This window comes from Salinimicrobium sp. 3283s (genome assembly GCF_039602225.1).
Lineage (GTDB): Bacteria > Bacteroidota > Bacteroidia > Flavobacteriales > Flavobacteriaceae > Salinimicrobium > Salinimicrobium profundisediminis.
On record NZ_CP143631.1, the window covers coordinates 374,314 to 398,484 of the forward strand.

23 protein-coding genes are annotated in these 24,171 nt (G+C 43.1%); 19 read left to right on the forward strand and 4 right to left on the reverse strand.

The features are described from left to right. The first annotated feature begins 84 nt into the window (after nt 1–84). From gcvT to VS868_RS01680, 7 genes are all read left to right on the forward strand, one after another. Entirely contained in the window at nt 85–1,167 is a 1,083-nt protein-coding gene (gcvT, locus tag VS868_RS01650) for a glycine cleavage system aminomethyltransferase GcvT (protein ID WP_345598980.1), read from the forward strand. A 3-nt stretch (nt 1,168–1,170) separates the two neighbouring features. Continuing rightward, a complete protein-coding gene (locus VS868_RS01655; RefSeq protein ID WP_345598981.1) occupies nt 1,171–1,989 on the forward strand; it encodes a sugar nucleotide-binding protein in 819 nt (272 codons plus the stop codon). A gap of 74 nt (nt 1,990–2,063) precedes the next feature. Then, nucleotides 2,064–2,354, forward strand: a complete 291-nt coding sequence (locus VS868_RS01660; protein ID WP_266071210.1) for a 4a-hydroxytetrahydrobiopterin dehydratase — start codon at nt 2,064–2,066, stop codon at nt 2,352–2,354. 57 nt (nt 2,355–2,411) lie between these two features. Next, complete coding sequence (locus VS868_RS01665; RefSeq protein WP_266071211.1) at nt 2,412–3,140, forward strand: YebC/PmpR family DNA-binding transcriptional regulator; 729 nt, start codon at nt 2,412–2,414, stop codon at nt 3,138–3,140. 245 nt (nt 3,141–3,385) lie between these two features. Beyond that, complete coding sequence (locus VS868_RS01670; RefSeq protein ID WP_266071213.1) at nt 3,386–4,273, forward strand: cation diffusion facilitator family transporter; 888 nt, start codon at nt 3,386–3,388, stop codon at nt 4,271–4,273. Between the two features lie 134 nt (nt 4,274–4,407). Continuing rightward, nucleotides 4,408–5,136 carry an NYN domain-containing protein gene (locus VS868_RS01675; RefSeq protein ID WP_266071214.1) on the forward strand — a complete coding sequence of 243 codons (729 nt, stop codon included), beginning with the start codon at nt 4,408–4,410 and terminating at the stop codon, nt 5,134–5,136. 59 nt (nt 5,137–5,195) lie between these two features. Next, entirely contained in the window at nt 5,196–6,038 is an 843-nt protein-coding gene (locus VS868_RS01680; protein ID WP_266071215.1) for a pirin family protein, read from the forward strand. 40 nt (nt 6,039–6,078) lie between these two features. Here the strand turns inward: VS868_RS01680 and ccsA are convergent, their stop codons facing one another. Further along, complete coding sequence (gene ccsA / locus VS868_RS01685; RefSeq protein ID WP_266070665.1) at nt 6,079–9,279, reverse strand: cytochrome c biogenesis protein CcsA; 3,201 nt, start codon at nt 9,277–9,279, stop codon at nt 6,079–6,081. A gap of 126 nt (nt 9,280–9,405) precedes the next feature. Here ccsA and VS868_RS01690 point away from each other — a divergent pair, with 126 nt between their 5' ends. The 9 genes from VS868_RS01690 (at nt 9,406) to VS868_RS01730 (ending at nt 18,472) form a co-directional block, all read left to right on the forward strand. Further along, nucleotides 9,406–10,170 (forward strand): DUF2520 domain-containing protein, encoded by a 765-nt coding sequence (locus VS868_RS01690; RefSeq protein WP_266070664.1) that lies wholly within the window; start codon nt 9,406–9,408, stop codon nt 10,168–10,170. Further along, nucleotides 10,154–10,666 (forward strand): HAD-IIIA family hydrolase, encoded by a 513-nt coding sequence (locus tag VS868_RS01695; protein WP_266070663.1) that lies wholly within the window; start codon nt 10,154–10,156, stop codon nt 10,664–10,666. Before VS868_RS01690 ends, VS868_RS01695 begins: the two co-directional genes overlap by 17 nt. Next, nucleotides 10,663–10,989, forward strand: a complete 327-nt coding sequence (locus tag VS868_RS01700; RefSeq protein WP_266070662.1) for a multidrug efflux SMR transporter — start codon at nt 10,663–10,665, stop codon at nt 10,987–10,989. Before VS868_RS01695 ends, VS868_RS01700 begins: the two co-directional genes overlap by 4 nt. A gap of 4 nt (nt 10,990–10,993) precedes the next feature. Then, nucleotides 10,994–11,914 carry a geranylgeranylglycerol-phosphate geranylgeranyltransferase gene (locus VS868_RS01705; protein ID WP_345598982.1) on the forward strand — a complete coding sequence of 307 codons (921 nt, stop codon included), beginning with the start codon at nt 10,994–10,996 and terminating at the stop codon, nt 11,912–11,914. A 2-nt stretch (nt 11,915–11,916) separates the two neighbouring features. Further along, nucleotides 11,917–12,504, forward strand: coding sequence for a Maf-like protein (locus VS868_RS01710; protein ID WP_266070660.1), 588 nt, complete (start codon nt 11,917–11,919; stop codon nt 12,502–12,504). A gap of 64 nt (nt 12,505–12,568) precedes the next feature. Continuing rightward, nucleotides 12,569–13,108 carry a mechanosensitive ion channel domain-containing protein gene (locus tag VS868_RS01715; protein ID WP_266070659.1) on the forward strand — a complete coding sequence of 180 codons (540 nt, stop codon included), beginning with the start codon at nt 12,569–12,571 and terminating at the stop codon, nt 13,106–13,108. A gap of 55 nt (nt 13,109–13,163) precedes the next feature. Then, on the forward strand, nt 13,164–15,695 hold the full coding sequence (locus VS868_RS01720; protein WP_345598983.1) for a PIG-L family deacetylase: 2,532 nt from the start codon (nt 13,164–13,166) through the stop codon (nt 15,693–15,695). A 108-nt stretch (nt 15,696–15,803) separates the two neighbouring features. Then, a complete protein-coding gene (locus tag VS868_RS01725; RefSeq protein ID WP_345598984.1) occupies nt 15,804–17,504 on the forward strand; it encodes a sodium:solute symporter in 1,701 nt (566 codons plus the stop codon). Further along, entirely contained in the window at nt 17,501–18,472 is a 972-nt protein-coding gene (locus VS868_RS01730; protein WP_345598985.1) for a Gfo/Idh/MocA family oxidoreductase, read from the forward strand. The genes VS868_RS01725 and VS868_RS01730 overlap by 4 nt, the downstream gene beginning before the upstream one ends. A gap of 102 nt (nt 18,473–18,574) precedes the next feature. Here the strand turns inward: VS868_RS01730 and VS868_RS01735 are convergent, their stop codons facing one another. The 3 genes from VS868_RS01735 to VS868_RS01745 form a co-directional block, all read right to left on the reverse strand. Beyond that, nucleotides 18,575–19,420: a DUF2911 domain-containing protein gene (locus tag VS868_RS01735; protein ID WP_345598986.1), complete on the reverse strand. Its 846-nt coding sequence runs from the start codon at nt 19,418–19,420 to the stop codon at nt 18,575–18,577. Nucleotides 19,421–19,520: 100 nt separating this feature from the next. After that, nucleotides 19,521–20,276, reverse strand: a complete 756-nt coding sequence (kdsB, locus tag VS868_RS01740) for a 3-deoxy-manno-octulosonate cytidylyltransferase (RefSeq protein WP_345599810.1) — start codon at nt 20,274–20,276, stop codon at nt 19,521–19,523. 45 nt (nt 20,277–20,321) lie between these two features. Beyond that, a complete protein-coding gene (locus tag VS868_RS01745; RefSeq protein WP_345598987.1) occupies nt 20,322–21,761 on the reverse strand; it encodes an AAA family ATPase in 1,440 nt (479 codons plus the stop codon). A gap of 116 nt (nt 21,762–21,877) precedes the next feature. Here VS868_RS01745 and VS868_RS01750 point away from each other — a divergent pair, with 116 nt between their 5' ends. The 3 genes from VS868_RS01750 to VS868_RS01760 are packed head-to-tail and all read left to right on the forward strand — an operon-like array spanning nt 21,878 to nt 23,872. Then, nucleotides 21,878–22,528, forward strand: a complete 651-nt coding sequence (locus VS868_RS01750) for a hypothetical protein (protein WP_266070652.1) — start codon at nt 21,878–21,880, stop codon at nt 22,526–22,528. Beyond that, entirely contained in the window at nt 22,512–23,342 is an 831-nt protein-coding gene (locus VS868_RS01755) for a DUF3822 family protein (protein WP_345598989.1), read from the forward strand. The genes VS868_RS01750 and VS868_RS01755 overlap by 17 nt, the downstream gene beginning before the upstream one ends. Next, a complete protein-coding gene (locus VS868_RS01760) occupies nt 23,339–23,872 on the forward strand; it encodes an RsmD family RNA methyltransferase (RefSeq protein ID WP_266070650.1) in 534 nt (177 codons plus the stop codon). Before VS868_RS01755 ends, VS868_RS01760 begins: the two co-directional genes overlap by 4 nt. The last annotated feature ends 299 nt before the right edge of the window (nt 23,873–24,171 follow it).

A 24,171-nucleotide genomic window follows, 5' to 3' on the forward strand; every position in this document is an offset into this window, starting at 1 on the left:
GCCTTCTCTATTTCTATTGAAAATTTCTGCATTAACCGCCCAATCCTTATTGAATTTAATAAATTTGCGGAAAATATTTTTTAAATGAAGAATACAGCACTTACTTCTACTCATATAGATCTTGGAGCCAAAATGGTTCCCTTTGCGGGCTACAACATGCCTGTTTCCTATGAAGGTGTAAATATTGAACACGAGACCGTGAGAAAAGCGGTAGGTGTATTTGACGTTTCGCACATGGGCGAATTCCTTATCACGGGAGAGCATGCCCTGGCTTTGATCCAGAAAATAGGTTCTAACGACGCTGCAAAACTTACCGATGGCAAAGCCCAGTACAGCTGCATGCCCAATGCCGATGGCGGAATTGTAGACGATCTTATTATCTATCGCTTTAACGAAGAGAAATACCTTCTGGTGGTTAACGCCTCCAATATTGAAAAGGACTGGAACTGGATTTCCCAGCACAACACGATGGACGCTACCATGCGCGACCTTTCAGACGAATATTCGCTGCTTGCCATACAGGGTCCAAAAGCCGCTGAAGCCATGCAGTCTCTTACCGATGTAGATCTTTCAGCAATAAAATTCTATACTTTTCAGGTGGCACCTTTTGCAGGAGCCGAAAACGTGATCATTTCGGCCACCGGGTATACCGGCAGCGGCGGTTTTGAGATCTATGTAAAAAATGATGATGCCCAGCGCGTGTGGGACCGTGTTTTTGCAGCAGGTGCAGACTATGGCATCAAACCAATTGGTCTTGCCGCAAGAGATACCCTGCGCCTGGAGATGGGCTTCTGTCTCTACGGAAATGATATTGATGACACCACCTCCCCAATCGAAGCAGGCCTTGGTTGGATCACTAAGTTCACCAAAGATTTCGTTAACTCTGAAGCTCTTAAGGAACAGAAAGAGAATGGGCCAAAGCGCAAACTTGTAGGTTTTGAAATTGATGAGCGCGGAATTCCGCGTCAGGGTTACGAGATTGTAGATGATAGTGGCAAGGTTATTGGCAATGTAACTTCAGGAACCATGTCTCCATCGCTCGAAAAGGGAATTGGAATGGGATATGTTCCAACAGAGTATGCCACACCGGGAAGTAAAATTAATATTCAAATTCGTAAAAAAGCTCTTCCTGCCACAGTGGTAAAAATGCCATTTTATAAAGGATAGTTTTTGAAGAGGATTTTGATCTTAGGGGGAAGCGGCTTTATAGGTAATGCCCTGTATAAAGAGCTTTACCCCTATTTTGATACGCACGCCACCTATCATACCGACAATGCTTTTTTCGAGAAGAACCAGAAGTTCCACCAGTTTGACCTGGAGAGGGAAAGCATTTGCATTCTCCTGGAGAACCTGCAACCCAATATCATTGTGTCGGCCCTGCGCGGAAACTTTCTGGCACAGGTACACACCCACTTTGAGATTATAGATTACCTGTTGAAAAACAAGAATTCAAAGCTCATTTTTCTGTCTTCGGCCAATGTCTTTGACGCTTTTACCAACTATCCGTCATACGAATATGACAAAACCCTGTCTCAAAGTGTCTACGGAAGGTTTAAAATAAAGATCGAAAATGCGCTCCTGCGATTGCCAAATAACAAGTATGTCATCGCCCGGTTGCCTATGGTCTTTGGAGCCAATTCCCCGCGTGTTACCGAGATAAAAAGACAGCTGCAGGAACAGGAAGCCATTGAAGTTTTTTCGAATGTGGTAGTGAATGCTACCTATGAAGCAAAAATGACCCAGCAACTGCATTACATCATTAACAGGAACAAGCAGGGAGTATTTCACCTGGGCAGCAACGACCTTATTCACCACAATGACCTGGTAGCAGAGATTTGTGAAACCCTGGGAGAAAAAAAGCCCTTGTTAAAAAATGTCTATGATTCAAACTTTGACCGGTTTCTTGCCGTAATTCCCAAAGACAATCTGCTTCCAAAGAACCTGCAAATCTCTATACAGGAAGTGGTGGCAAGCACCCTGGTTTCCTAGTTGTTAATATTCTACTAATTCATCTTTCTGCGCTACGAGGTTGCTTAACTTTAAAAAAATAAAACTTCGAAGATATGCAGATTTTAGATGAAAATGAGATCAAATCAAAGCTTGAAGAACTTGAAGGCTGGGAATATAAAGATGATGCCATTCACACCTCTTTTCAGTTCGAGAACTTTAAAGAAGCATTTTCGGTAATGGTGAGAATAGCCTTTGAAGCCGAAGCCCAGCAGCACCACCCCAACTGGACAAACGTCTACAACGAACTTCAAATTTCCCTTTCTACACACGATGCCGGCGGGGTTACCCACAAAGATTTTAAACTCGCCCGCAGCATAGAAGATATTGTAGATGCAGGCGAATAATCTTTTTTAGGAGCTTGATGTTTTTTCCTATTTTTACCCCTCAATTAATAGATTAAAATGGGAAGAGCATTTGAATTCCGTAAAGCGCGTAAAATGAAGCGATGGTCTGCTATGGCCAAGGCTTTCACCCGCATTGGGAAAGACATAGTAATGGCTGTTAAAGAAGGCGGCCCCGATCCCGACACTAATTCGAGGTTACGGGCTGTGATCCAGAATGCCAAGAGTGTCAACATGCCCAAAGACAATATTGAACGGGCTATAAAAAGAGCTTCAGATAAAAGCCAGGGCGACTATAAAATCGTACTTTTTGAAGGTTATGCGCCACACGGTATTGCCGTGCTGGTAGAAACTGCTACAGACAATAATAACCGTACAGTTGCCAATGTGCGTTCCTACTTCAATAAATGCGACGGAAACCTGGGAACTTCGGGCTCGGTAGAATTTATGTTTGACCACACCTGTAACTTCCGCATCGCCAAAGATAACCTTGATGCTGAAGAACTGGAACTGGAATTGATAGATTTTGGAGCCGAAGAAGTTTTTGAAGATGAAGACGGGATCATCATCTATGCGCCTTTTGAAGCATTTGGAGCCCTACAAAAGGAACTGGAAGGCAGGGATATTGAGATCATCTCCTCCGGATTTGAATATATTCCGCAGGTAACAAAAACACTATCTCCCGAAGAAGCCGCCGATGTAGAAAAGCTTCTCGAAAAACTGGAAGAAGATGATGATGTACAGCACGTGTACCACACCATGGAAGAAACAACTGAAGAAGAGGCTTAAATAAAGCACTCCCACACAGTTGACAAATATCATTCTGAATTGATTTCAGAATACTTTAAAATTATATAACCCCTGAATATTTCAGGAAGACAGAAACGAGGCTGTCTTAAAAGTTGTCAAAAATGTCATTCTGAAGCTACTTTTTCAGGATCTTACAAACTGATTTTCAGGAGTAAAAAGATTCAGAAGTAATTCAGAAAGATAGGATTAGAGCTTTTAAGAAAGCCTCTTTAGTTTCAAAATTTATGAAGACTGATGCTCACCGGCAGGCCATAAAAGCCTCTTACTACAGCATTGCCGGCAATGCCGCACTTGCCGTAATTAAAGGGGTTACAGGCGTTTTTGGGAATTCTTACGCCCTTATTGCCGATGCCATAGAATCTACAACCGATGTATTTTCGAGCCTTCTGGTGCTTTTTGGATTAAAATATTCAGCCCGGCCCGCCGATGATAACCACCCATACGGGCATGGCCGTGTGGAGCCGCTTATCACCTTTGCTGTGGTAGGTTTTCTGGTGGTTTCGGCGACAATAATTGTGATGGAGAGTATTGAGAATATCCAGACTCCGCATAAAATTCCCAAACCCTACACGCTGGTAGTGTTAACGGCAATTATTCTTACCAAAGAGATCTTTTACAGGTTTATCAATAAAAAAGGGGAAGAGACCAACAGCAGCTCTCTCAAGGCCGATGCCTGGCACCATCGCAGCGACGCCATTACGTCTCTCATGGCTTTTATAGGGATTGCCATTGCCCTTTTTATGGGAAAAGGATACGAAACAGCCGATGACTGGGCGGCGCTTTTTGCCTCGGGATTTATTCTTTACAACGCTTACCTCATTTTGAGACCTGCTCTTGGTGAAATTATGGATGAGCACCTTTATGATGATTTGGTAGAAGAGATTCGGGTGATCTCCATGAAAGAAAAAGGGGTGCTTAATACCGAAAAATGCTTTATTCGCAAAACCGGAATGACCTACCATGTAGACCTGCATGTTATTGTAAACGGCGAACTTTCTGTCAACGAAGGCCACGAAATAGCCCATAATTTAAAGGACAGGCTCATACAGGAAAAACCCGAATTAGCCGACATTCTTATTCACATAGAACCTCACAACCCGGAGCATGCTTAAAAATGCCATTTTTGGCAGGTATTTTCTTCCGGTCGTCGGTATGCATTCCTAAAAAAAACTTAATCCCCTGCGCTCCTCCCACGGGTAGATGTCAATTCCCTATCTTTATGGGATAATCAGGAAATTTAAATTTAATGGATACAAGATTAGCGGTATTAATAGACGGCGACAATATACCTTCGGCTTATGTCAAGGAAATGATGGAAGAGATCGCCAAATACGGCAACCCCACAATAAAACGGATCTACGGTGACTGGACCAAACCCCACCTCGCAAAATGGAAAAATGTACTGCTTGAGAATGCCGTGACGCCCATACAGCAATACGGATACACGCAGGGCAAAAATGCGACCGATTCTGCCATGATCATTGATGCCATGGATATTTTGTATTCGGAAAAAGTTGACGGGTTTTGCCTGGTTTCCAGTGACAGTGATTTCACCCGACTCGCAACCCGCCTTAGAGAAGCCGGAATGAACGTGATTGGGATTGGAGAAAAAAAGACTCCCGATCCTTTTATAGTTGCCTGCGACCGATTTATCTATATCGAAATCTTAAAGAACCAGACTAAGGAATCTAGCAAGGAAAAAGAGACCAAAAAGAGTGATTATGATAAGATCACTAATAAAGTCATCAAATTAATCGCCTCCACGATCTCTGATGTTGCCGATGATGACGGTTGGGCTTTCCTTGGAGATGTGGGTAGCCTGCTACAAAAGAAGCAACCTAACTTTGACTCCCGTAACTACGGTTTCCAAAAGTTAACCCCCATGATCAACTCTATAGATAAATTTGAAATTGAATCAAGGGAAAATCAGGGCCGCGGAAAATACAAACTTATCTATGTGAGGAATAAAGAGTAAGACATTGAATATTGTTTATTGTTTATTGTTTATTGTTTATTGTTAATTAGTAATTGTACATGAGAACCATCAAAAGAACATATAAAGCTGAGTACCGGCCAATTGCCGATCTCATCACCTATTCCCCAATGCCCACGAGGTCTCTGCGGATGATTGATCCTTTTCTCTTTCTCAATCATCACGGGCCGCAACGGTATTCCCCGGGAAACAATGGCCTGCCTTTTGGGCCGCACCCGCACAGGGGAATGGAAACAGTAACTTTTATCCTCGATGGCGACATTGCCCATAAAGACTCTGGCGGCAACAACAGTGTGATTGAAAGTGGCGGCGTACAGTGGATGACCGCCGGAAAAGGCCTTATTCACGCAGAAGTTTCTTCAGAAAAATTAAAAAAAGAAGGTGGGCCATTAGAGATCCTGCAGCTGTGGGTGAATTTACCGGCGAGGTTAAAAATGACTACACCTACTTACAAGGGGCTTCAAAAAGAGCAAATTCCGCTGACTTTTTCTGAAGATGGAAAAGTTAAAGCCCAGGTAGTGTCAGGAAAACTTAATGAGACTGAGGGTCCTTTTGAGACCCCCACAGAGATACACCTTAGCACCCTTTTCTTTGAGACCCAAGGAGTTTTCACTACAAAGGTTCCTCAAAGCCACAACATTCTTTGTTATGTCATAAAGGGGGAAATAAAGATCAATGGTGAGATCGTCCAGTCCCTTCATCTCGTAGAATTCAATAATGACGATGAAAACCTGCGCATAGAAGCTTTGGCAGAAAGTACTGTCTTATTTGGTCACGCCGAACCTTTTAACGAACCTGTGGTAGCCCAGGGCCCTTTCGTGATGAACACGCTCGAAGAAATTGACCAGGCATATACAGATTATCAACAGGGGAAGTTTGAGTAAGGTTTAAGGTTTAAGGTTTAAGAATACCGATCACTGAACACTATTTTTTCTTCTTCTTAATATAATCTGCAGTCAACCTGCTTCGGTTTCCTTTTTTATAGTACTTGGTAAACCTCCAGTAAGAAACTGCTCCTAAAATGGCTACCACTACTACAGAATAGTAAACAAAAGTTGGGGTAATTACCTTATCTCCACTGGCATAAGAATGCAGCCCTGAGAGGTAGAAATTCACCCCAAAGTAGGTCATCATAATACTTGCAAAAGATACAACTGCCATAAAGTTGAATAACCAGCGGCTTCTCATTCCCGGCACCAGGCGCATGTGAATCACAAAAGCATAGACCATGATACTCACCAGTGCCCAGGTCTCTTTTGGATCCCAGCCCCAGTAACGTCCCCAGCTTTCATTGGCCCACTGCCCACCAAGGAAGTTCCCGATGGTTAGCATCACCAAACCAATGGTAAGCGCCATTTCGGTAATGATCGTTATTTCTTTGATGGTTAGGTCCATCTTCTTTTTGTTATTCTTTGTGGTAAAGATCATGAGGATCAAAGCTACCGCACCCAGGATCATTCCCAGGGTAAACGGACCATAACTACCCACAATTACCGAAACGTGGATCATCAACCAGTAAGAATCAAGTACCGGCTGCAGATTGGCAATAGAGGGATCCATCCAGTTCCAGTGTGCAATCATTAAGATCATAGAGGTCACAAAAGCCGTAGATGCAATGGTAAGGTCACTTTTTCTTCCAAAGAGCAACCCAAAAAGCATGGTAGCCCAGGCCACATAGATCATCGACTCGTAGGCATCACTCCATGGCGCATGTCCCGAAATATACCAGCGCGCAATAAGTCCCAGTGTATGGAGCACAAAAAAGATAATAATAGCCGCAATACTTAGTCTAATCAAGATTCGTATCATTTTGCTGTCCCTAAAGATCTGGGCAATTACAAAAATCAACATCAGGACACCCGCTATCATATACATTGCAAAGAGGTTCCTGAAAACATCGTACTTGTTGTACAAAATTTCTGTTTCCAGTTTCTCTTCGGAAGGCATTACTTCTCCTCCAAACTTTTTCTGAAAGCCTTTGATACTGTTCAGCAATTCGTTGGCTTGTGAATAATCGCCGGTCTTTTTCGCAGTTTGCAATGCGCTGAAATACATTGGAAGGATTTGCCGTGTATAAACTGAATCCATTCCTTTAAATCCTGCTTCGGCAGCTTCGGGAAACGATACCCATTTATCGTTTTCATGCCCCGGGATTGGGAAAATCCTTAGAATTTCTCCCTGCAGGGCATTGTAGAGCAAGTTTACCCTTCTGTCGGTTTCGATAAAGTCTTTTTCAAATTGATCGGGCACCGCGGCCATGTAGGCACGCTCCAGGTAAGGCGAAAGTTTATAGTTTCCTTCCCTGTCAAAAAAGCTGGTTAACGCGATAAATTTCTGGTCTTCGGGAACACCTACAATATGCCTGATGCTGTCATTTTCCTTTTTAACGTTTATCACCGGCACATTATACCACATGGTAGGATTTTCGGTAAGGGAGATCATCACCTGGTCAGCCGTTAATCCTTCATAATCATCACTTTTACTTAATTTCCTAAGTAATTCCGAAGAATAGGTGTTTACAGGCTTCATCCTTCCGCCGGCATCCTGTACTACAAGTCGGCCGAACTCTGCTGCATGCTCTTCAGAAACCACATTGGCCTTAATGATCGAGTCTATCCTTGCTTTGGGAATAGTGAGCGGATTTTCATGCGCATGTTCTTCTTCCTGCGCAAAACCTGCTGTTGTAGAGAACAGCACCAGTAAAATACCGGTAATACTGGCTTTTTTCTTCTTCACTTTTTCCAGCATTTGCTTAAGTTCCCCAAAACGGGATCCTTTTGCAAACAGGATCCACATCAATCCAATATATAATAGCGTGTACCCGATATAGGTAATCCAGGTGCCCCAAAAATCGTGGTTTACAGAGAGTACCGTCCCTTTTTCATCGGGATCAAAAGAGGCCTGGAAGAACCTGTAGCCTTCGTAATCGAGCACGTGGTTCATAAAAATCTCGTAATCAAAAGTTGTCTCCTCATCAATAACCGTCACCTTACTTTTAAAAGAGGAATAGCTTTTCTCTGTACCGGGATATCTTTCAGCAATAAAATCGTTGAGTTTAATAGAGAATGGCAACTCGTATTCTTTAGAGCCGTACCTCACGTAAAATTCGAGGCCGCCAAGATTGAGTTTTATAGGATCGGTAACCATACCTTTCCCGCCCAGAAGTTTTACAGTTTGTGATTCGCCTGCAGTGCTCACCCTTACTACAGCAGCATCCTGCTGGCCTTCAGTCTTTTCTTCGGTAGGAATAACATCGTATTTTCCACGTACCACAGGATCGGGCAAAACAAATTGCATACCCGCCATATTGTAGAGAGAACGCAATAGCAAGGTTTGAACAGAATCGGCTTCTACCTGCCCCTGCATTTGATCGGCCATTCGCATATAAGTACCTTCAAAAGGAGAAGAAATACTGTATTCCCCATTTTCAACAGTGATGTTTATGGCACCATCTGTGGGTTTATTCAAGGCGAACAGCACATTGTGAATACTGCTCACTTCCCCTTCTTTGATGTAGTGGTCATGCCTTTCGCCACCACCTGCTTCTACGATCTTGAGATAGTTTTCTCCTTCAGGATCTTCTACCAGGCCTTCTTCGGCACCATGAATGTAATCAAGAATCTCCAGTTTTACCGGCTGTCCGTTATAATCTGTATTAAAAGTGAATTCATTTGAAGCTCCGGGAGCCAAAAGCACCTCATTTTCCACTACTCTTCGGCGTGGTTCTCCATCTATTTCGCCATCAATAAAGGTGGTCAAAAATGTCTTTTCTGAGAGGAAAGTATTTTCGGTCGCACCTTCTCTAATCGGCATCATGCCTTCATAACTTATATACCGGGTCACAAAAGCGCCTACCAGAATAAAGATAAAGGAAAGGTGAAGCAGTAGAGATGACCATTTTTCTTTTTTGTGAAGCCGGTACCTGAAAATATTTCCTGTAAAATTGACCACGAACAAGGCCATGATCACTTCAAACCACAGGGCATTATAGATCCAGACTTTAGCGGTTTCTGTACTGTACCAGTTTTCAATAAAGGTTCCCATTCCCAGCGCTACGGCAAATACGATAAAAAGGAAAGCCATAAGGCGGGTGGAGAAGATGATGGAAGCTATTTTTTTCTGCATCGAGGGCTTGCTTTAATAAATGCCGCAAAAGTAAGCAATTTATAGGGATTAAAAGTTGCTTAAATTCCATATTTATGCGGCTACAGGAGCAGCCACGGGAGTAAAAGAAATTTGTATTTTAGCCATATGATTGAGATTGTACTTTTAGGATCGGGCAATGTTGCCACACACCTTTTCAAAGCTTTTTCGGCTTCGGAAGGAATTCGTGTAAAACAGGTCTATAATCATTCTGAAAAAACTTTGGATTTCTTCCGAAGTAAATGTGATGTAACTACTGAAATTTCTGAGCTGGCACCGGCAGATATATATATAATGGCACTGAAGGATGACGTGGTTCCTGAAATTTCAGAAAAACTGAAGGACCTGAATGCGCTTATAGCCCATACCTCGGGTTCGGTAGCCCTAGATGCCCTTAGAGCCTGCTCCCGTAGAGGCGTGTATTATCCGCTCCAGACTTTCTCTAAAGACAATGATGTCAACTATTCCGAAATTCCTTTTTGCCTTGAAGCTAATACTGCCCAGGACCTGGAAATCCTGAAAACGCTTGCATCGAAGGTTTCAGGGAACTGCTACGAGATCTCTTCGGAACAAAGAAAAAAATTACACCTTTCGGCAGTGTTTGTCTGCAACTTTGTCAACCATCTCTACGCAGTGGGCGAGCAAATTTGTAAACAGAACGATATTCCGTTCGACATTTTAAAACCCCTCATTGCCGAAACAGCCGGGAAAGTACAACATGCTTCTCCTGCCGGGGTACAGACCGGCCCTGCCATCAGGAATGATCAATCGACTATAAAAGCCCACCTGGACCTATTGGAATCGGGCGAAAACAAAAAGATATACGAATTATTAACTTCAGCAATTAAAACCTTCCATGGAAAAAAGCTATAAAGAATTCCTTGCCCAAATCACCACTTTTATTTTTGATGTAGACGGCGTGCTTACTGATGGTTCCATTCAAATAAGCACCAACGGCGAATTACTTCGCACCATGAACATCAAAGATGGCTACGCGATGAAATATGCACGTGAAAAAGACTATACGATCTGCATTATTTCTGGGGGAAATAACGAAGGTGTCCGTTCCCGACTCAAAGGTCTTGGAATTACCGACATCTACCTTGGATGCCCGGATAAGGTGGAGCAAATGGAAGAATTCTTTGACATCTACGACATCAAACCCGGGGAAGTGCTTTATATGGGTGACGATCTCCCCGATCTATATGCCATGCAAAAAGTTGGCCTGCCTTGCTGCCCGCAAGATGCCGCGCCCGAGATCAAGGAAGCCTCGCGCTATATCTCTCACAAGAAAGGCGGAAAAGGCTGTGTGCGAGACGTTATTGAACAGGTCTTAAAAGTGCAGGGAAAATGGAATGATCACCAATGAATTGGTTGCTCCTCGTTATCGCTGGCTTGTTTGAAGTAGGCTTTGCAACCTGTCTTGGTAAAGCCAGAGAAGCCACAGGCAGCACCGCCTTCTGGTGGATGGCAGGCTTTTTTCTATGCCTTACAATAAGCATGTCTCTGCTGTACAAAGCCACCCAAACCCTGCCCATTGGGACTGCCTATGCAGTGTGGACAGGAATAGGTGCGTTTGGCACCGTCTTAATTGGAATTTTTGTATTCAAAGAACCTGTGCATTTTTGGCGGCTGTTTTTCCTTTTCACCCTTATTGCCTCTATCATCGGGCTTAAATTTGTTTCCGCTTAAAACCATGCAAATTTTGCCATTTTTGAAGCTTGTGAGGCCTTTCAATCTTTTGATGATCATCTTCACGCAGGTACTGGTGAAGTATTTTCTATTCGAACCCTTTGGCATAGACACCACCTTCAGTGACTTTAACTTCAGTCTGCTCGTGTTTTCAATGATATGCCTTGCTGCCGCCGGTAATATCATCAACGATCTTCACGACACAGCCACCGATAAGGTGAATAAGCCTCAAAAAATGCTTATTGGCATCAAAATTTCAGAAAAAGTTGCGTGGAACTGGTTTATTGCTTTAAACATTCTTGGAGTGGGAATAGGATTTTACCTGAGCAACCTGGTAGGAAAACCCTCTTTTGTGGCACTTTTTATCATTCCTTCAGCCTTTCTCTATTTTTATGCTACCCAAATCAAAGGCACCGTACTTGTTGGCAACCTGGTAGTAAGTATAATGGTTGCCATGATTATTGTAATGGTGGGGATTTTTGATCTTGTTCCTGCTATTACTCCCGAAAATCTCACCACTCAAAAAGTGATGTTTTCAATCCTCGTTGATTACGCAATCTTTGCTTTTCTGGTAAATTTTCTTCGTGAAATTGTAAAAGACCAGGAAGATATTACAGGCGATTATAATGCGGGCTATAAAACATTGCCGGTGCTGCTGGGCAGGAGCAGGACTAACTTCATCATCTTCGCCATTGCCCTGCTTCCCCTCATTGGTATACTTTATTATTTATATACGTACCTTTATGAAAGCCGGGTCGCGATGCTCTATGTATTGATCGCTGTTGTTGCACCCCTGCTCTACTTTATGGTAAAAATTGTGGGTGCAGGGAACAAAAAGGAATTCCATCACCTTAGTCTGGTTCTAAAAATAGTTTTGGCTGCAGGGATCTTCTCTATCGGCCTTTATAAATTTGTTTTGATATAATTATGTTACAGGAAAAATTAAAAGATCACCATATCATTTTAGCTTCGGCTTCTCCCCGTAGACAACAGTTCTTCAGGGAACTTGACCTTAATTTTGAGATAAGGCTGAAGCCGGTAAAAGAAGAATATCCATCAGAATTAAAGGATCTAGAGATCACCAATTTTCTAGCCGAACTTAAAGCTGCAGCCTTTGAAGGCGAATTGAATACCAACGACATTCTTATTACCAGCGACACCATCGTATGGCATGAAGGTAAGGCCCTTGAAAAGCCCGCTGATCCGGCACAGGCATTGGAGATGATCAAAGCTCTGGGCGGGAAAACCCACGAGGTGATTACTTCGGTATGCTTTAAAACTCCCGAAAAAAAGCAAACTGTACATGCCATCACCAGGGTTACATTCAGCGAGCTCGCTGACGATGAAATCAAATATTACATTGAAAAATTCAGGCCCTTCGACAAAGCCGGAGCCTACGGAATTCAGGAATGGATTGGACTTATTGGGGTTGAGTATATTGAAGGAAGTTACTTTAATGTAGTGGGGCTCCCAACTCATTTGGTCTACCGCACCCTGCTTGAAATGGCCGAATAATTTTTAGCCACACTTCAGGTTTCCTAATCCTAAAAGGTATCTTTACAAAAATTCATTTTCAGGAATGTTAGATGTTTTCTTTCTAAACAAAAATCAGATAATTACCACTGCAGCCATTCTTTTGGCGCTCTGGATCCTGCAGTTTATCATGAAAAAAGCCGCCCACCGCGTGGGGCACCGCAGTGAAATTCACATTACCCGTACCAGGCTAATGTTCAAGTATATTAACATACTGGTCACCATCATTGCCATTTTTTTGCTCTCTCTTACCTGGGGTTATAATGCACAGGAGATTGCGCTCATTTTCTCATCTCTCTTCGCCATAATTGGGGTTGCTATGTTTGCAATCTGGTCTATTTTGAGCAATATTACAGCGGGGATTATCCTGTTTTTTTCCTTCCCATACAAAATTGGAAGCCGCATAAAAATCCACGATAAAGACATGCCGGTAGAAGCCGTAATTGAAGATATCAAGGCTTTTCATCTACATTTGCGTACGCTAGATGGAGAATTGATCACTTATCCCAATAACCTCATCCTGCAAAAAGCGGTTTCTTTAATTGAAAAAGAATATCATGCCGATGAAGGGAAAGATGCCCTCTAACATGGTTTAGTGAGGAATCTTATTATATTTGAAGGCTTATCAAAAAGAATATCCTATGCGGAAGCTTTTTTGCCTTGTTTTTCTTTTCATCAGTGGGCTTGCTCAGGCCCAGCAACCTGAAAAATTAAATTCCTCAGAAATTTATTCTGAAATTGAAAAACTCAACTTCCTGGGATCGGTGTTGTATGTTGCAGCCCATCCCGATGATGAGAACACCCGCCTTATCTCCTACTTTAGCAACGAACTCAATGCCCGTACCGCTTATCTCTCCCTTACCCGTGGTGATGGCGGCCAAAACCTCATTGGTCCGCAATTGAGGGAACTTCTGGGCGTAATACGTACCCAGGAGTTGCTCGCAGCACGAAAAATTGATGGCGGAGAGCAATTCTTCAGCCGTGCGAATGACTTTGGGTACAGCAAAACCCCTGAAGAAACCCTGAACATCTGGAATGAGGAAGAAGTCCTTAAAGATGTAGTTCGCACCATAAGATTGTTTAAACCCGATGTGATCATCAACCGTTTTGATGCAAATTCGGCAGGTGAAACCCATGGCCATCACACCTCTTCCGCAATTTTGAGCAGCCGTGCCTTTGATCTTGCGGGAAAACCTTCAGCTTACCCTCAATTGGCAGATGAGCTGGGAACATGGCAGCCAAAAAAGCTCTTTTTTAACACCTCTCCCTGGTTCTACGAATCGCAGGAAGCATTTGACGCAGCAGATAAATCCCGCTTTATCAGTTTTGACACCGGGGTGTACTTCCCGCTAAAGGGCCTTTCCAATACCGAAATTGCTTCTTTAAGCCGCAGCCAGCACCAGTCGCAGGGATTTGGCAGCACCGGTACCCGCGGCACTGCTTCAGAATATATTGAACTTCTCAAGGGGAAACATCCGGAGAATAATCCAGATATCTTTCACGGCATCAACACCAGCTGGAGCCGTGTAAAAGGAGGAAAAGAGATAGGAAAGATCCTGAACCTGGTACAGGAGAACTTCGATTTTAAAGATCCGGCGGCCAGCGTACCTCAACTGGTAAAAGCATATCAACTCATTCAAAACCTTGAAGACCCGCACTGGAAAGAGCTAAAATCTGAACAGATAAAAGACGTTATTGCTGCTGCTATGGGTCTGTACCTGGAAGCTGTGGCAGGTTCACCCCTGGCTACACCGGGCGAAAAGGTGAACCTGGAGCTTGAAGCCATAAACCGCAGCGATATCAATACCGAACTGCTTTCTGTTAAATTATTTCCTGAAGAAAAAACTATTCCCGTCAATCTTTCCCTGGCCAATAATCGCGCCTCGGTTCAGGAGATTGATTTTGTTATTCCTGAAAATATCAACTTCACCAGCCCTTACTGGCTCAATGAAGAAGGCAGCCTGGGAATGTACAGGGTAACCCAAAATGAACTCATTGGCCTTCCTGAAACTCCCCGGGAGCTGAAGGTTCAGTTTACGGTTGATGTTGCAGGGGTAAAAATCCCGTTTGAGAGGAACATCACCTATAAATTCAACGATCCCGTTACCGGGGAATCTTACAGGCCTTTTGAAGTGGTGCCAAAAGTTTCGGTCACCACAGGCACCAATGTGATGGTCTTTGCCAATGGGGTGCCGGGCAGCATTACAGTGACCGTAAAAGCCATGGCCAATGGCATTTCAGGAGAGTTAAATCCGGAGGAAATGCCGGGCTGGAAAATCTCTCCCGAAAAGCACATTTTTGACACCCTGCAAAAAGGGGAAGAAATAACCTTCAGCTTTGAAGTACAACCACCTTCAGTTCAGGATAAAGTCGTTTTCAAACCTGTAGCTACGGTAAACGGGAATACTTATTCCAGGTCTGTTGTTCAGCTTGATTATCCGCATATCCCGCTACAAACCCTGGTGCTTCCGAATAAAACCAGCCTGGTAAAACTGGATATCCAAAAAAGGGGAAATCTGGTAGGTTATATTCAGGGGGCGGGAGACGTGGTACCACAGGCGCTGGAACAAATGGGCTACAAAGTGGAGCTTATAGACCCAAAGTATATTTCAGAAAATAACCTGACAAAATTTGATGCTGTGGTAGTGGGAATCCGCGCCTATAATACTATTGATGAGTTGCGTTACAGGCAACAGGCGCTTTTTGAATACGTGAAGCAGGGCGGCAATCTCATCCTGCAGTACAACACGAGCCGCGGACTCGTCACTGAAACACTTGCACCTTACAAACTCGAACTTTCCCGAGACAGGGTTACCAATGAAGCGGCAGAAGTGACATTTTTGGCACCCAACCATCCTGTTCTCAATTTTCCAAATAAGATAACTTCCAAAGATTTTGAGGGCTGGGTACAGGAACGCGGACTCTATTTTCCAGACAAATGGGGTAAAGAATTTACGCCAATCCTTGCGATGAACGACAAAGATGAAGCGCCCACCAAAGGCAGTCTTTTAGTAGCACCATACGGGAAAGGCAATTTTATCTATACCGGCCTTAGCTTTTTCAGGGAATTCCCGGCAGGGGTCCCGGGGGCATTCCGGCTTTTTGCCAATATGCTCTCTCTTCCACAACATGAGCCATCGGTTTCCGGTTTGCAACAAGACAATCAGAAGTAATGGAAGCTCCTCAAAAATACAAGTGGAAAAAAGCATACAGCCTTGTGCTCCTCGCCAATGCCGCCTATATTCTCCTGTTTTACATTTTAATGACAATTTTCACCTGATATGCAAACTATAGACTGGATCATTTTAGCCGGTACTCTTGCGTTCATCGTGATCTATGGAGTTTATAAAACCCGCGGCAGTAAAGATGTCCAGGATTATATTCGGGGAGGCAACGAAGCCAGGTGGTGGACGGTGGGACTGTCGGTCATGGCAACCCAGGCCAGTGCAATCACTTTTCTCTCCACGCCCGGGCAGGCTTTTCACGACGGGATGGGCTTTGTGCAGTTCTATTTTGGGCTTCCCATTGCCATGATCATCATTTGCATGGTCTTTATTCCCATTTATTACCGGCTCGAAGTTTATACCGCCTATGAATATTTGGAATCGAGGTTTGACCGCAAGACCCGTACCCTCACGGCTTTGCTCTTCCTTATACAGCGTGGGCTGGCTGCCGGGATCACCATTTTTGCCCCCGCAATCATTCTTTCGGCGGTGCTGGGCTGGAACCTCACAACCCTCAATATCATCATTGGGATACTCGTGACTATATATACGGTTTCGGGCGGCACAAAAGCTGTAAATGTTACCCAAAAACAGCAAATGGCAGTGATCTTCTTCGGAATGGTCGCAGCTTTGATCCTGATCATTCAATACCTGCCGGAAGAAATTAGTTTCACCGAAGCCCTTGAAATTGCCGGTGCCAGCGGAAAACTTGACGTTATAGATTTTTCATTCGATTTTGACAACAGGTACACCTTTTGGAGCGGCATCATAGGCGGGACTTTTCTTGCCCTCTCCTACTTTGGAACCGATCAAAGTCAGGTGCAGCGCTATCTTTCAGGAAAATCTGTACGGCAGAGTCAGTTGGGCCTCATCTTCAACGGCTTGTTAAAAGTGCCCATGCAGTTCTTTATTTTGCTGGTTGGGGTGATGGTTTTTGTTTTCTATCAGTTCAATTATTCGCCGCTAAATTTTAATCCGGCGGCCACAAATGCTGTAAATACTTCGGAATTTTCTTCGGAATACAATAAGCTTCAGGAGGAACTGAAACAAATTCAGGATCAAAAACAACAGAAATCTTTGAGTTATGCCAATGCCGGAAAATTTTCAGAAGGAGACAGGGAAATCTTTAAAAATGATCTGGTACAACTGAATGCTGCCGAATTGCAGGTGCGGCAGGAAGCTACACAGCTTATTGAAGAAGCCGCCCCCTTGATAGAAACCAACGATAAAGATTATGTTTTCATCCACTTTATCCTGAACAACCTGCCTCGCGGTTTGATTGGCCTGCTGCTGGCGGTGATCCTTTCCGCAGCAATGTCTTCTACAGCTTCCGAATTGAATGCCCTGGCCTCTACCACCATGATCGACCTCTATAAGCGTAATGTGGGGGAAAAAACCCAGCGGCATTATGTGCGTATGTCTAAATTCTTCACACTTTGCTGGGGCCTTATTGCCATCTCTGTGGCCAGTATCGCCGACCTTTTTGACAACCTCATTCAGCTGGTAAATATTATTGGATCTATCTTCTACGGAAATGTACTCGGAATATTTCTACTGGCATTTTTTATAAAGTATGTAAAAGGAACTGCAGTTTTCATTGCTGCTTTAATCACGCAGGCAATCATTATCAGGCTTTATTTTCAGGAAGTCATGCCTTACTTATGGCTTAACCTGGCGGGATGTTTCCTCGTTATTTCTTTGGCTGTGATCCTGCAAATTATCCTTCCAAAAATGCCAAAAAAACTGACTGACTTATGACAGCAAAAATAAACTGGGGTATTATTGGCCCCGGAAAAATAGCTAAAAAATTCACTACCAGCCTCAGGGAAGTTGAAGATGCAAATCTTTATGCGGTAGCTAGCCGGAACCTGCAACGGGCAGAAGAATTTGCCAAAGAGAACGGCGCAACAAAAGCTTACGGTTCTTATGAAGAAATGTTGCGCGATGAGGAAGTAGACGTGGTTTATGTGGCCACTCCCCATGTTTTTCACTACGCACAAACACTGCTTTGCCTGCAACACAAAAAGGCTGTTCTATGCGAGAAACCTTTTGCCATAAACCGGCAACAGGTGGAAGAAATGATCGCGGCCGCCAAAGAAAACAATGTGTTTTTAATGGAAGCCATGTGGACGCCGTTTCTACCTCACATAAAATATCTTTGCGAGATCCTTGATTCGGGGAAGTACGGCAAGGTAAAATATCTTAGTGCCGACTTCGGGTTTTATTTCCCTTTTGATGAGAACAGCAGGCTTTCCCGGAAGAGTCTTGGCGGGGGCAGCTTACTCGATATTGGGATCTACCCTGTTTTTCTTGCCCTGCACACCCTTGGTTTGCCCGAAAAAGTGGAAGCCACTGCCCAAATGGGGAAAACAGAAGTAGATGAAGTTTGCGACGTGATTTTCTCTTACCCCAACGGGGCCAAAGCTGAACTTCACAGCAATATCACTAAAGATACGCCGACAACTGCTTATTTTGAGCTTGAGAATGCTACCATAAAGATCGAATCAAAGTGGCATAATCCTTCAACAGTTGTGATCACAACGGCCGAAGGAACAGAATCAAAGACCTTTGATGTCGCTTCATTTGGATATGAATACGAGGCACGGCACGTGCAGGAAATGCTGAGACAAGGCAAAAAGGAAAGCGATGTGATGAGCTTTGACAAAAGCCGGGAACTCATTTCAATGCTCGATGAGATCAGGAAAAAGATCAATCTGGAATACTAAAAAAAGAGGCTGTAAAAAGGCATTTTTGCCACCTGATTCACTCAGGTTTTTATAGCATTTCTTACTTTTTACAGCCTCTTTAAAAGATCAAAAAGAGTTTCTTTACATTGCTCCCCACTCTTTAAGAGAGTCCTGGTTGAGCTTTACATAATCTTTATTCCCTGCTTTTTCAGCAGCGGCCAAAGATTTTTTGGCAGTTGCAATAGCCTCTTTCTTTTTACCTAGATCGGCTTCAATTAAGGATTTTCTTCTCACTACCCAATAGGCATCTTCACCACCAATTTCCACCGCTTTTTTGATCCATTCGTAAGCCTTACCAAGGTCTTTCTTTTCATCGTGGAAATAGGTGGCTGCTGCAAAGTAATCTCCTGCCGAAGGGCCGTTCATTACCCGCTCAATACTTGCCATGGCACGCTCATCTGTAGGCACCTCAAAAGGCAGGGTAGCAATAGTATTTTCCCAGATAAAGTTTAGTACGGCAGAGTCATTTTGAAGCTCATCAATAAGAATAGTGAACGTTTGCATAGTAATTGGCATTTCCTGGACCGGAGCGGTGGCCCGCAGAGCAACTTTACTGTCCTGCCAGTCTTGCGGCAAACCCCAGTTGTTACTGTCTTCGTAAAAGAGCATTTCCCATTCGTTTCCCTTCGGAATGGAATAAATGGCATAAGTCCCTGCTTTGAGTTCTTTTCCGTCAATCACCACATTGGTATCAAAGGAAATTTTAGTGTTGTTATTGGCACCTGTACGCCATTTCTCGCCATAAGGCACAAGGTCGCCAAAGATGGTCCTGCCACGCATTCCCGGGCGGGAATATTCAACCGTTACATTGGTAAGGCCAACCTCTTGCTCGATCTTAGCCGAAGGACTGGGCTGCGGCACCTGGATTTGGGCATTCACAAAGCTGCTGATGAGCCCTACAAAAAGAAAAAGAGTGATTTTTTTCATAAATATTTTAAGTGAGTTTATCCAAATATATAGAATTTCCGGAATGAACTACTCAAATATTTTTTGTGACATAAGGTGTCAAAAATGGCATTTTTAGTGCTCATTTTTTTTTGGAGAGGATCTTTCTCGCTTCTTCAAGATCTTCGGGAGTATCTATGCCTACACCTTTCACTTCAGTTTCTACCATTTTTATGTTCTTGCCGTACTCGAGGTACCTGATGCACTCAATTTTCTCGGTAGCTTCAAGCTTCAGCATTGGCAGGCGGTAAAAATCCATCAAAGCCTGTTTCCTAAAGGCATAGATCCCTATATGTTTGTACCATGTAACGCCGGTATTCTCATCACGAGGATAAGGAATGGGAGAACGGGAAAAATACAGCGCAAAATCGTTCTTATTGGTAATTACCTTGACATTATTGGGGTTTAAAATGTCTTTTTTATCGGCCAGAGGAGCCTTTAGAGAAGCCAGGTCTATGAGATCGGCATCTTTTCCGCGGAAAACATCGAGCAGCAGCCTAAGGCTTTCGGTATCTATCATGGGTTCATCTCCCTGCACGTTCACCACCACATCTACCGGCATATCTTCTACGGCTTCGGCAATACGATCACTGCCACATTCGTGTTCTTTTTTGCTCATAATGGCATTTCCGCCGTTGGAGCTTATTTCTTCAAAGATCACGTCACTATCGGTCACCACATATACCTCCTCAAAAAGGCCGGTTTTCATGGCCGCTTCATAGGTTCGTAAAATGACAGTTTTCCCGTGCAGATCCTGCATCAGTTTCCCCGGAAAACGTGTAGCGGCATACCGCGCCGGGATCATGGCAATTATACGAAGAGGTTGTTGCGTAGACATCATATTGTGTTTTGTTATACTTCCGAAGTAATTTTATTAAAGATTTTAATTAGCCCCGGCAAAAAAATCATCTTTAAACCCAATGAGATAGAGCTTCTCCTGCGCCCTGGTAACGGCAGTATACAACCACCGAAGGTAATCTTTATCTACCCCGTTGGGAAGATAGGGCTGCTCCACAAAAACAGTGTTCCATTGCCCACCCTGAGATTTATGACAGGTCATGGCGTAAGAAAATTTGATTTGCAGGGCGTTGAAGTACTTGTTGTTCTTCACTTTTAAAAACTTCTTGTACTTGGTACGTTCTTCCTCATAATCTTTCATCACCTCCTGGTAGAGTTGATTTGACTCCTCATAGGTCAGCGACGGATGGTTACTTTCAAGCGTATCCAGCAGCACTACCGTTTCAATGGGCTGCATGTTGGGGTAATCTACCATCTGCGCCTTGATCTCGGCAAACCTGAAGCCATACAATTCTTTTATCGCAAAGATCTCCAGCACCTTAATAATATCACCATTGGCAATAAAACCGGCTTCACTACTGGGCTTCACCCAAAAATAGTTATTCTTGACCACCATCAAATAATCTCCGGAAGAGATCTCTTCTTCCTGAAACAAAATGCGGTTTCTTATTTGCTGGTTGTAGAGGTTTGCACGCTTGTTAGATCGCACAATAATTGTGGTGTCCTCGTGCCCCAGATTGCGATAAGAATCTTCAATAGCTTCCATGATCTCATACCCGTCTATAAGCCTCACCACATCTTTTTTATTGCTCAATTCAAACCTGAAGCTTTCATAAAAATCTTCCCGTAGGGCCTCCCTAATCAAGGTTGCATTGTGCAGAATATCGCTTTCTTCACTTTGCCTAACCACCTCATCAAGTTCTATATGCGTTACTTCTTTTAAATATGTATTCTGAAGTTTTTGCTCCTCAAGTGCGGGGCTCACTTCAAGCTTTACCGGTGGTAGCTGGGCAGTATCCCCTATAAAGATCAATTTGCAGTTGTGGCCCGAATAGACATACTGAAGCAGGTCGTCTAACAGCGAACCATTCTCGAACATCTGGGCGTCGTTATTGACATCGGGGATCATTGAAGCTTCATCGACAATAAAGATGCTGTTGCGGTGTTTATTGGGCTGCAGCACGAAACTTACCCCGGCGCCCGATTTTTTCTTCGGAAAATAGATCTTCTTGTGAATAGTAAAAGCCTCGCGGCCCGAATAATTGGCAATTACTTTGGCTGCCCGGCCTGTTGGCGCCAGCAGGATGCCACTTTTTTTGACCTGCCACAGGTTTTTTACTAAAGAACTTATAATTGTAGTCTTCCCTGTACCGGCAAAACCTTTAAGAAGAAATAAAGATTCTTTACTGCCTTCCATTACAAAAGTCGCCAGCTGCTGCAGCGCAATATCCTGTTTTACTTTAGCTTCAAATTTGAGATCTTTTAATAACAGTTTATAGAATGTGGCAGCGTTTAGTTTTTCCATGATCATTTTCCGTCGAAGCCCAAAGATAACAAGGTTTTTTTCTGAAGAATCTTTTGTGAATAAAAAAAAATTGTAGATTTGCGTGGATACTAAAATAAATCTTAAACTGCACCCGCATGAAACTTGTCATTCAGTTAGTTCTTTGGATTGTGATCATCTTCCTGGGATACCTGGTTTTTAATTCTGTTTACGAGCCTATACAATTTAATAAAGTTAAGGAGGCAAGATATGCCAAAGTAATAGAAAAGCTTAAAGATATTAGAGATGCCGAACTCGCACACCGTACGGTGACGGGAGAATTTGAAGGCAATTGGGAAAATTTAGTTCGGTTTATTGATACCGCACAATTTACCCTTACCCAAAGAAGGGATACCACCGTAATGGATGAAGAATACAGAAAGACATACGGGGTTGACCGAAGAGTTGAAATTGTAGTAGTTGACACTCTTGGATACAAATCTGTAAAAGACTCTCTTTTCAAAGGATCTGATCGTTACAAGACAATGATGAACGTTCCTATTAAAGGAGTAGATGCCAGGTTTGAACTTGAAGCAGGCACTCTTGATAAGAGTGGTACTCAAATCCCTGTCTTTGAAGCAAAAGTTTCTAAGAAAGTGATACTTCACGATCAAGACAAAGATCTTGTAAACCAGGAACAGCAGGTTGTATCTGTAGACAACGTAAACGGCCCTGCCATTAGCGTTGGTTCTATGGAAGAAGTAAAAACCAGCGGTAACTGGCCTTTAAAATATGGTGACGCAGAGTAGGCAAATAAACTACGAAAATATAAAGTTGTCCATTCAGGTTAGCCTGAATGGACTTTCTTTTTGTGCCCTGTCTAAAGAAGAAAAAAGAATTGTTTTTTTCAGGGACATCCTCTTTTCCCGAAAACTCAATCCGGCACAGGTGCTGCAGCAAATAGAAAAACAGTACGAACAGGAGCCTTTTTTGAGTAGTGGAAACCCCGAGGTTATTGTGCTTTTTTCGAATGAATTGTACAGTCTTGTACCTACCGAATTCTTTGAAGAGGAAAATGCTTCGGAATATCTCAAGTACAACACAAAGATCCTGGAGACCGATTATGTAGCAAAGGACGATATTGTTTCCGCAGAAATTGTGAACGTATATATCCCTTACACTAATATCAATAACTTCTTTTTTGACAGGTATGGGGAATTTGAATACCGCCACAGCGTAAGTGTGCTGGCAGAAGAATTTCAAATTCAAAACCGCTTCCAAAAAGAAGGCACAAGGGTTTACCTCAACTGTTTTCCCGGGGGCTATGACCTGCTTGTATACCAACAGGGAAAATTAATACTGGCAAACAGCTTTAACTGCAACAGCCCCGAAGATTTTATTTATTACCTGCTCTTTTGCGCAGAACAGCTTGATCTTGATCCCTCCAGTTTTGAATTGATCCTCTTAGGAAGGATAAGAGAGAAATCAGATTATTACGAAATTGCATACACTTATGTGAAGGAAATAAAGTTTCTTCAAAGTTCTTTTGGTTACATTTTTAACGGCAAAGAAGAACCGCCAAAAGGTTATATGCATTACACTCTTTTTAAAGCACTCGAATGAGAATAGTTTCAGGAATACATAAAGGGAAAAAGATCATCGCTCCAAAAAAACTTCCGGTAAGACCTACTACAGATTTTGCCAAGGAAGCGCTTTTCAATATCCTGAACAACCAATACCATTTTTCGGCTTTAAAAGTGATCGACCTTTTTAGTGGCACCGGGAACATTACTTACGAGTTTGGCTCGCGCGGTGCAGTAGAGATCATTGCAGTTGATGCCCATTTTGAATGTGTAAAGTTCATCAACAAGAAATCTGAAGAGCTCGATTTACCCGTTAGAACTGTAAAAAGTGATGTCTTCAAATTTTTAAAAGCTACCACCGAAACTGCGAACATCATTTTTGCCGATCCGCCTTACGATTTTGAGGCTGACGTTCTACAACAAATTGCAGAAACAACATTTTCAAGAGGGCTTCTGGAAGAAGGCGGCTCCCTCATCATTGAGCATAGTAAAAGAATAGATCTTTCCCATATAGAACATTTTCAAAATGTAAGAAAATACGGTAATTCGGTTTTTAGTTTTTTTTCTTAAATTAGAAGATGTGTTTACCTCTTAAAATAGTTGAGTTGGAATTCACCGTACTCCAATTCTATCCGAACTATGTTTTTTCCCAACCCAGGGAAGGACAGGTTTTGGAAGGCAAGAAAATGACCGATCTTGTTGAAGCTTGTTCAAGTTTCTACAACGGAAAATACTATGTTTATCTTGCCAACCGGATTAATGACTACAATGTTAACCCCACAGTTAACCTCAATCTGCACAAAGAGAAGAATCTTGCAGGAGTTGGGATAATTTGCAAAAAGGAATCAGCTTTTAAATCTGCCACCTTT

Excerpts from the sequence above, each read along its gene's own strand:
- gcvT (WP_345598980.1), top strand. The coding sequence starts at position 85 with ATGAAGAATACAGCACTTACTTCTACTCATATAGATCTTGGAGCCAAA.
- VS868_RS01660 (WP_266071210.1), top strand. The coding sequence starts at position 2,064 with ATGCAGATTTTAGATGAAAATGAGATCAAATCAAAGCTTGAAGAACTT.
- VS868_RS01665 (WP_266071211.1), top strand. The coding sequence starts at position 2,412 with ATGGGAAGAGCATTTGAATTCCGTAAAGCGCGTAAAATGAAGCGATGG.
- VS868_RS01670 (WP_266071213.1), top strand. The coding sequence starts at position 3,386 with ATGAAGACTGATGCTCACCGGCAGGCCATAAAAGCCTCTTACTACAGC.
- VS868_RS01675 (WP_266071214.1), top strand. The coding sequence starts at position 4,408 with ATGGATACAAGATTAGCGGTATTAATAGACGGCGACAATATACCTTCG.
- VS868_RS01680 (WP_266071215.1), top strand. The coding sequence starts at position 5,196 with ATGAGAACCATCAAAAGAACATATAAAGCTGAGTACCGGCCAATTGCC.
- ccsA (WP_266070665.1), bottom strand. The coding sequence starts at position 9,279 with ATGCAGAAAAAAATAGCTTCCATCATCTTCTCCACCCGCCTTATGGCT.
- VS868_RS01690 (WP_266070664.1), top strand. The coding sequence starts at position 9,406 with ATGATTGAGATTGTACTTTTAGGATCGGGCAATGTTGCCACACACCTT.
- VS868_RS01695 (WP_266070663.1), top strand. The coding sequence starts at position 10,154 with ATGGAAAAAAGCTATAAAGAATTCCTTGCCCAAATCACCACTTTTATT.
- VS868_RS01700 (WP_266070662.1), top strand. The coding sequence starts at position 10,663 with ATGAATTGGTTGCTCCTCGTTATCGCTGGCTTGTTTGAAGTAGGCTTT.
- VS868_RS01705 (WP_345598982.1), top strand. The coding sequence starts at position 10,994 with ATGCAAATTTTGCCATTTTTGAAGCTTGTGAGGCCTTTCAATCTTTTG.
- VS868_RS01710 (WP_266070660.1), top strand. The coding sequence starts at position 11,917 with ATGTTACAGGAAAAATTAAAAGATCACCATATCATTTTAGCTTCGGCT.
- VS868_RS01715 (WP_266070659.1), top strand. The coding sequence starts at position 12,569 with ATGTTAGATGTTTTCTTTCTAAACAAAAATCAGATAATTACCACTGCA.
- VS868_RS01720 (WP_345598983.1), top strand. The coding sequence starts at position 13,164 with ATGCGGAAGCTTTTTTGCCTTGTTTTTCTTTTCATCAGTGGGCTTGCT.
- VS868_RS01725 (WP_345598984.1), top strand. The coding sequence starts at position 15,804 with ATGCAAACTATAGACTGGATCATTTTAGCCGGTACTCTTGCGTTCATC.
- VS868_RS01730 (WP_345598985.1), top strand. The coding sequence starts at position 17,501 with ATGACAGCAAAAATAAACTGGGGTATTATTGGCCCCGGAAAAATAGCT.
- VS868_RS01735 (WP_345598986.1), bottom strand. The coding sequence starts at position 19,420 with ATGAAAAAAATCACTCTTTTTCTTTTTGTAGGGCTCATCAGCAGCTTT.
- kdsB (WP_345599810.1), bottom strand. The coding sequence starts at position 20,276 with ATGTCTACGCAACAACCTCTTCGTATAATTGCCATGATCCCGGCGCGG.
- VS868_RS01745 (WP_345598987.1), bottom strand. The coding sequence starts at position 21,761 with ATGGAAAAACTAAACGCTGCCACATTCTATAAACTGTTATTAAAAGAT.
- VS868_RS01750 (WP_266070652.1), top strand. The coding sequence starts at position 21,878 with ATGAAACTTGTCATTCAGTTAGTTCTTTGGATTGTGATCATCTTCCTG.
- VS868_RS01755 (WP_345598989.1), top strand. The coding sequence starts at position 22,512 with ATGGTGACGCAGAGTAGGCAAATAAACTACGAAAATATAAAGTTGTCC.
- VS868_RS01760 (WP_266070650.1), top strand. The coding sequence starts at position 23,339 with ATGAGAATAGTTTCAGGAATACATAAAGGGAAAAAGATCATCGCTCCA.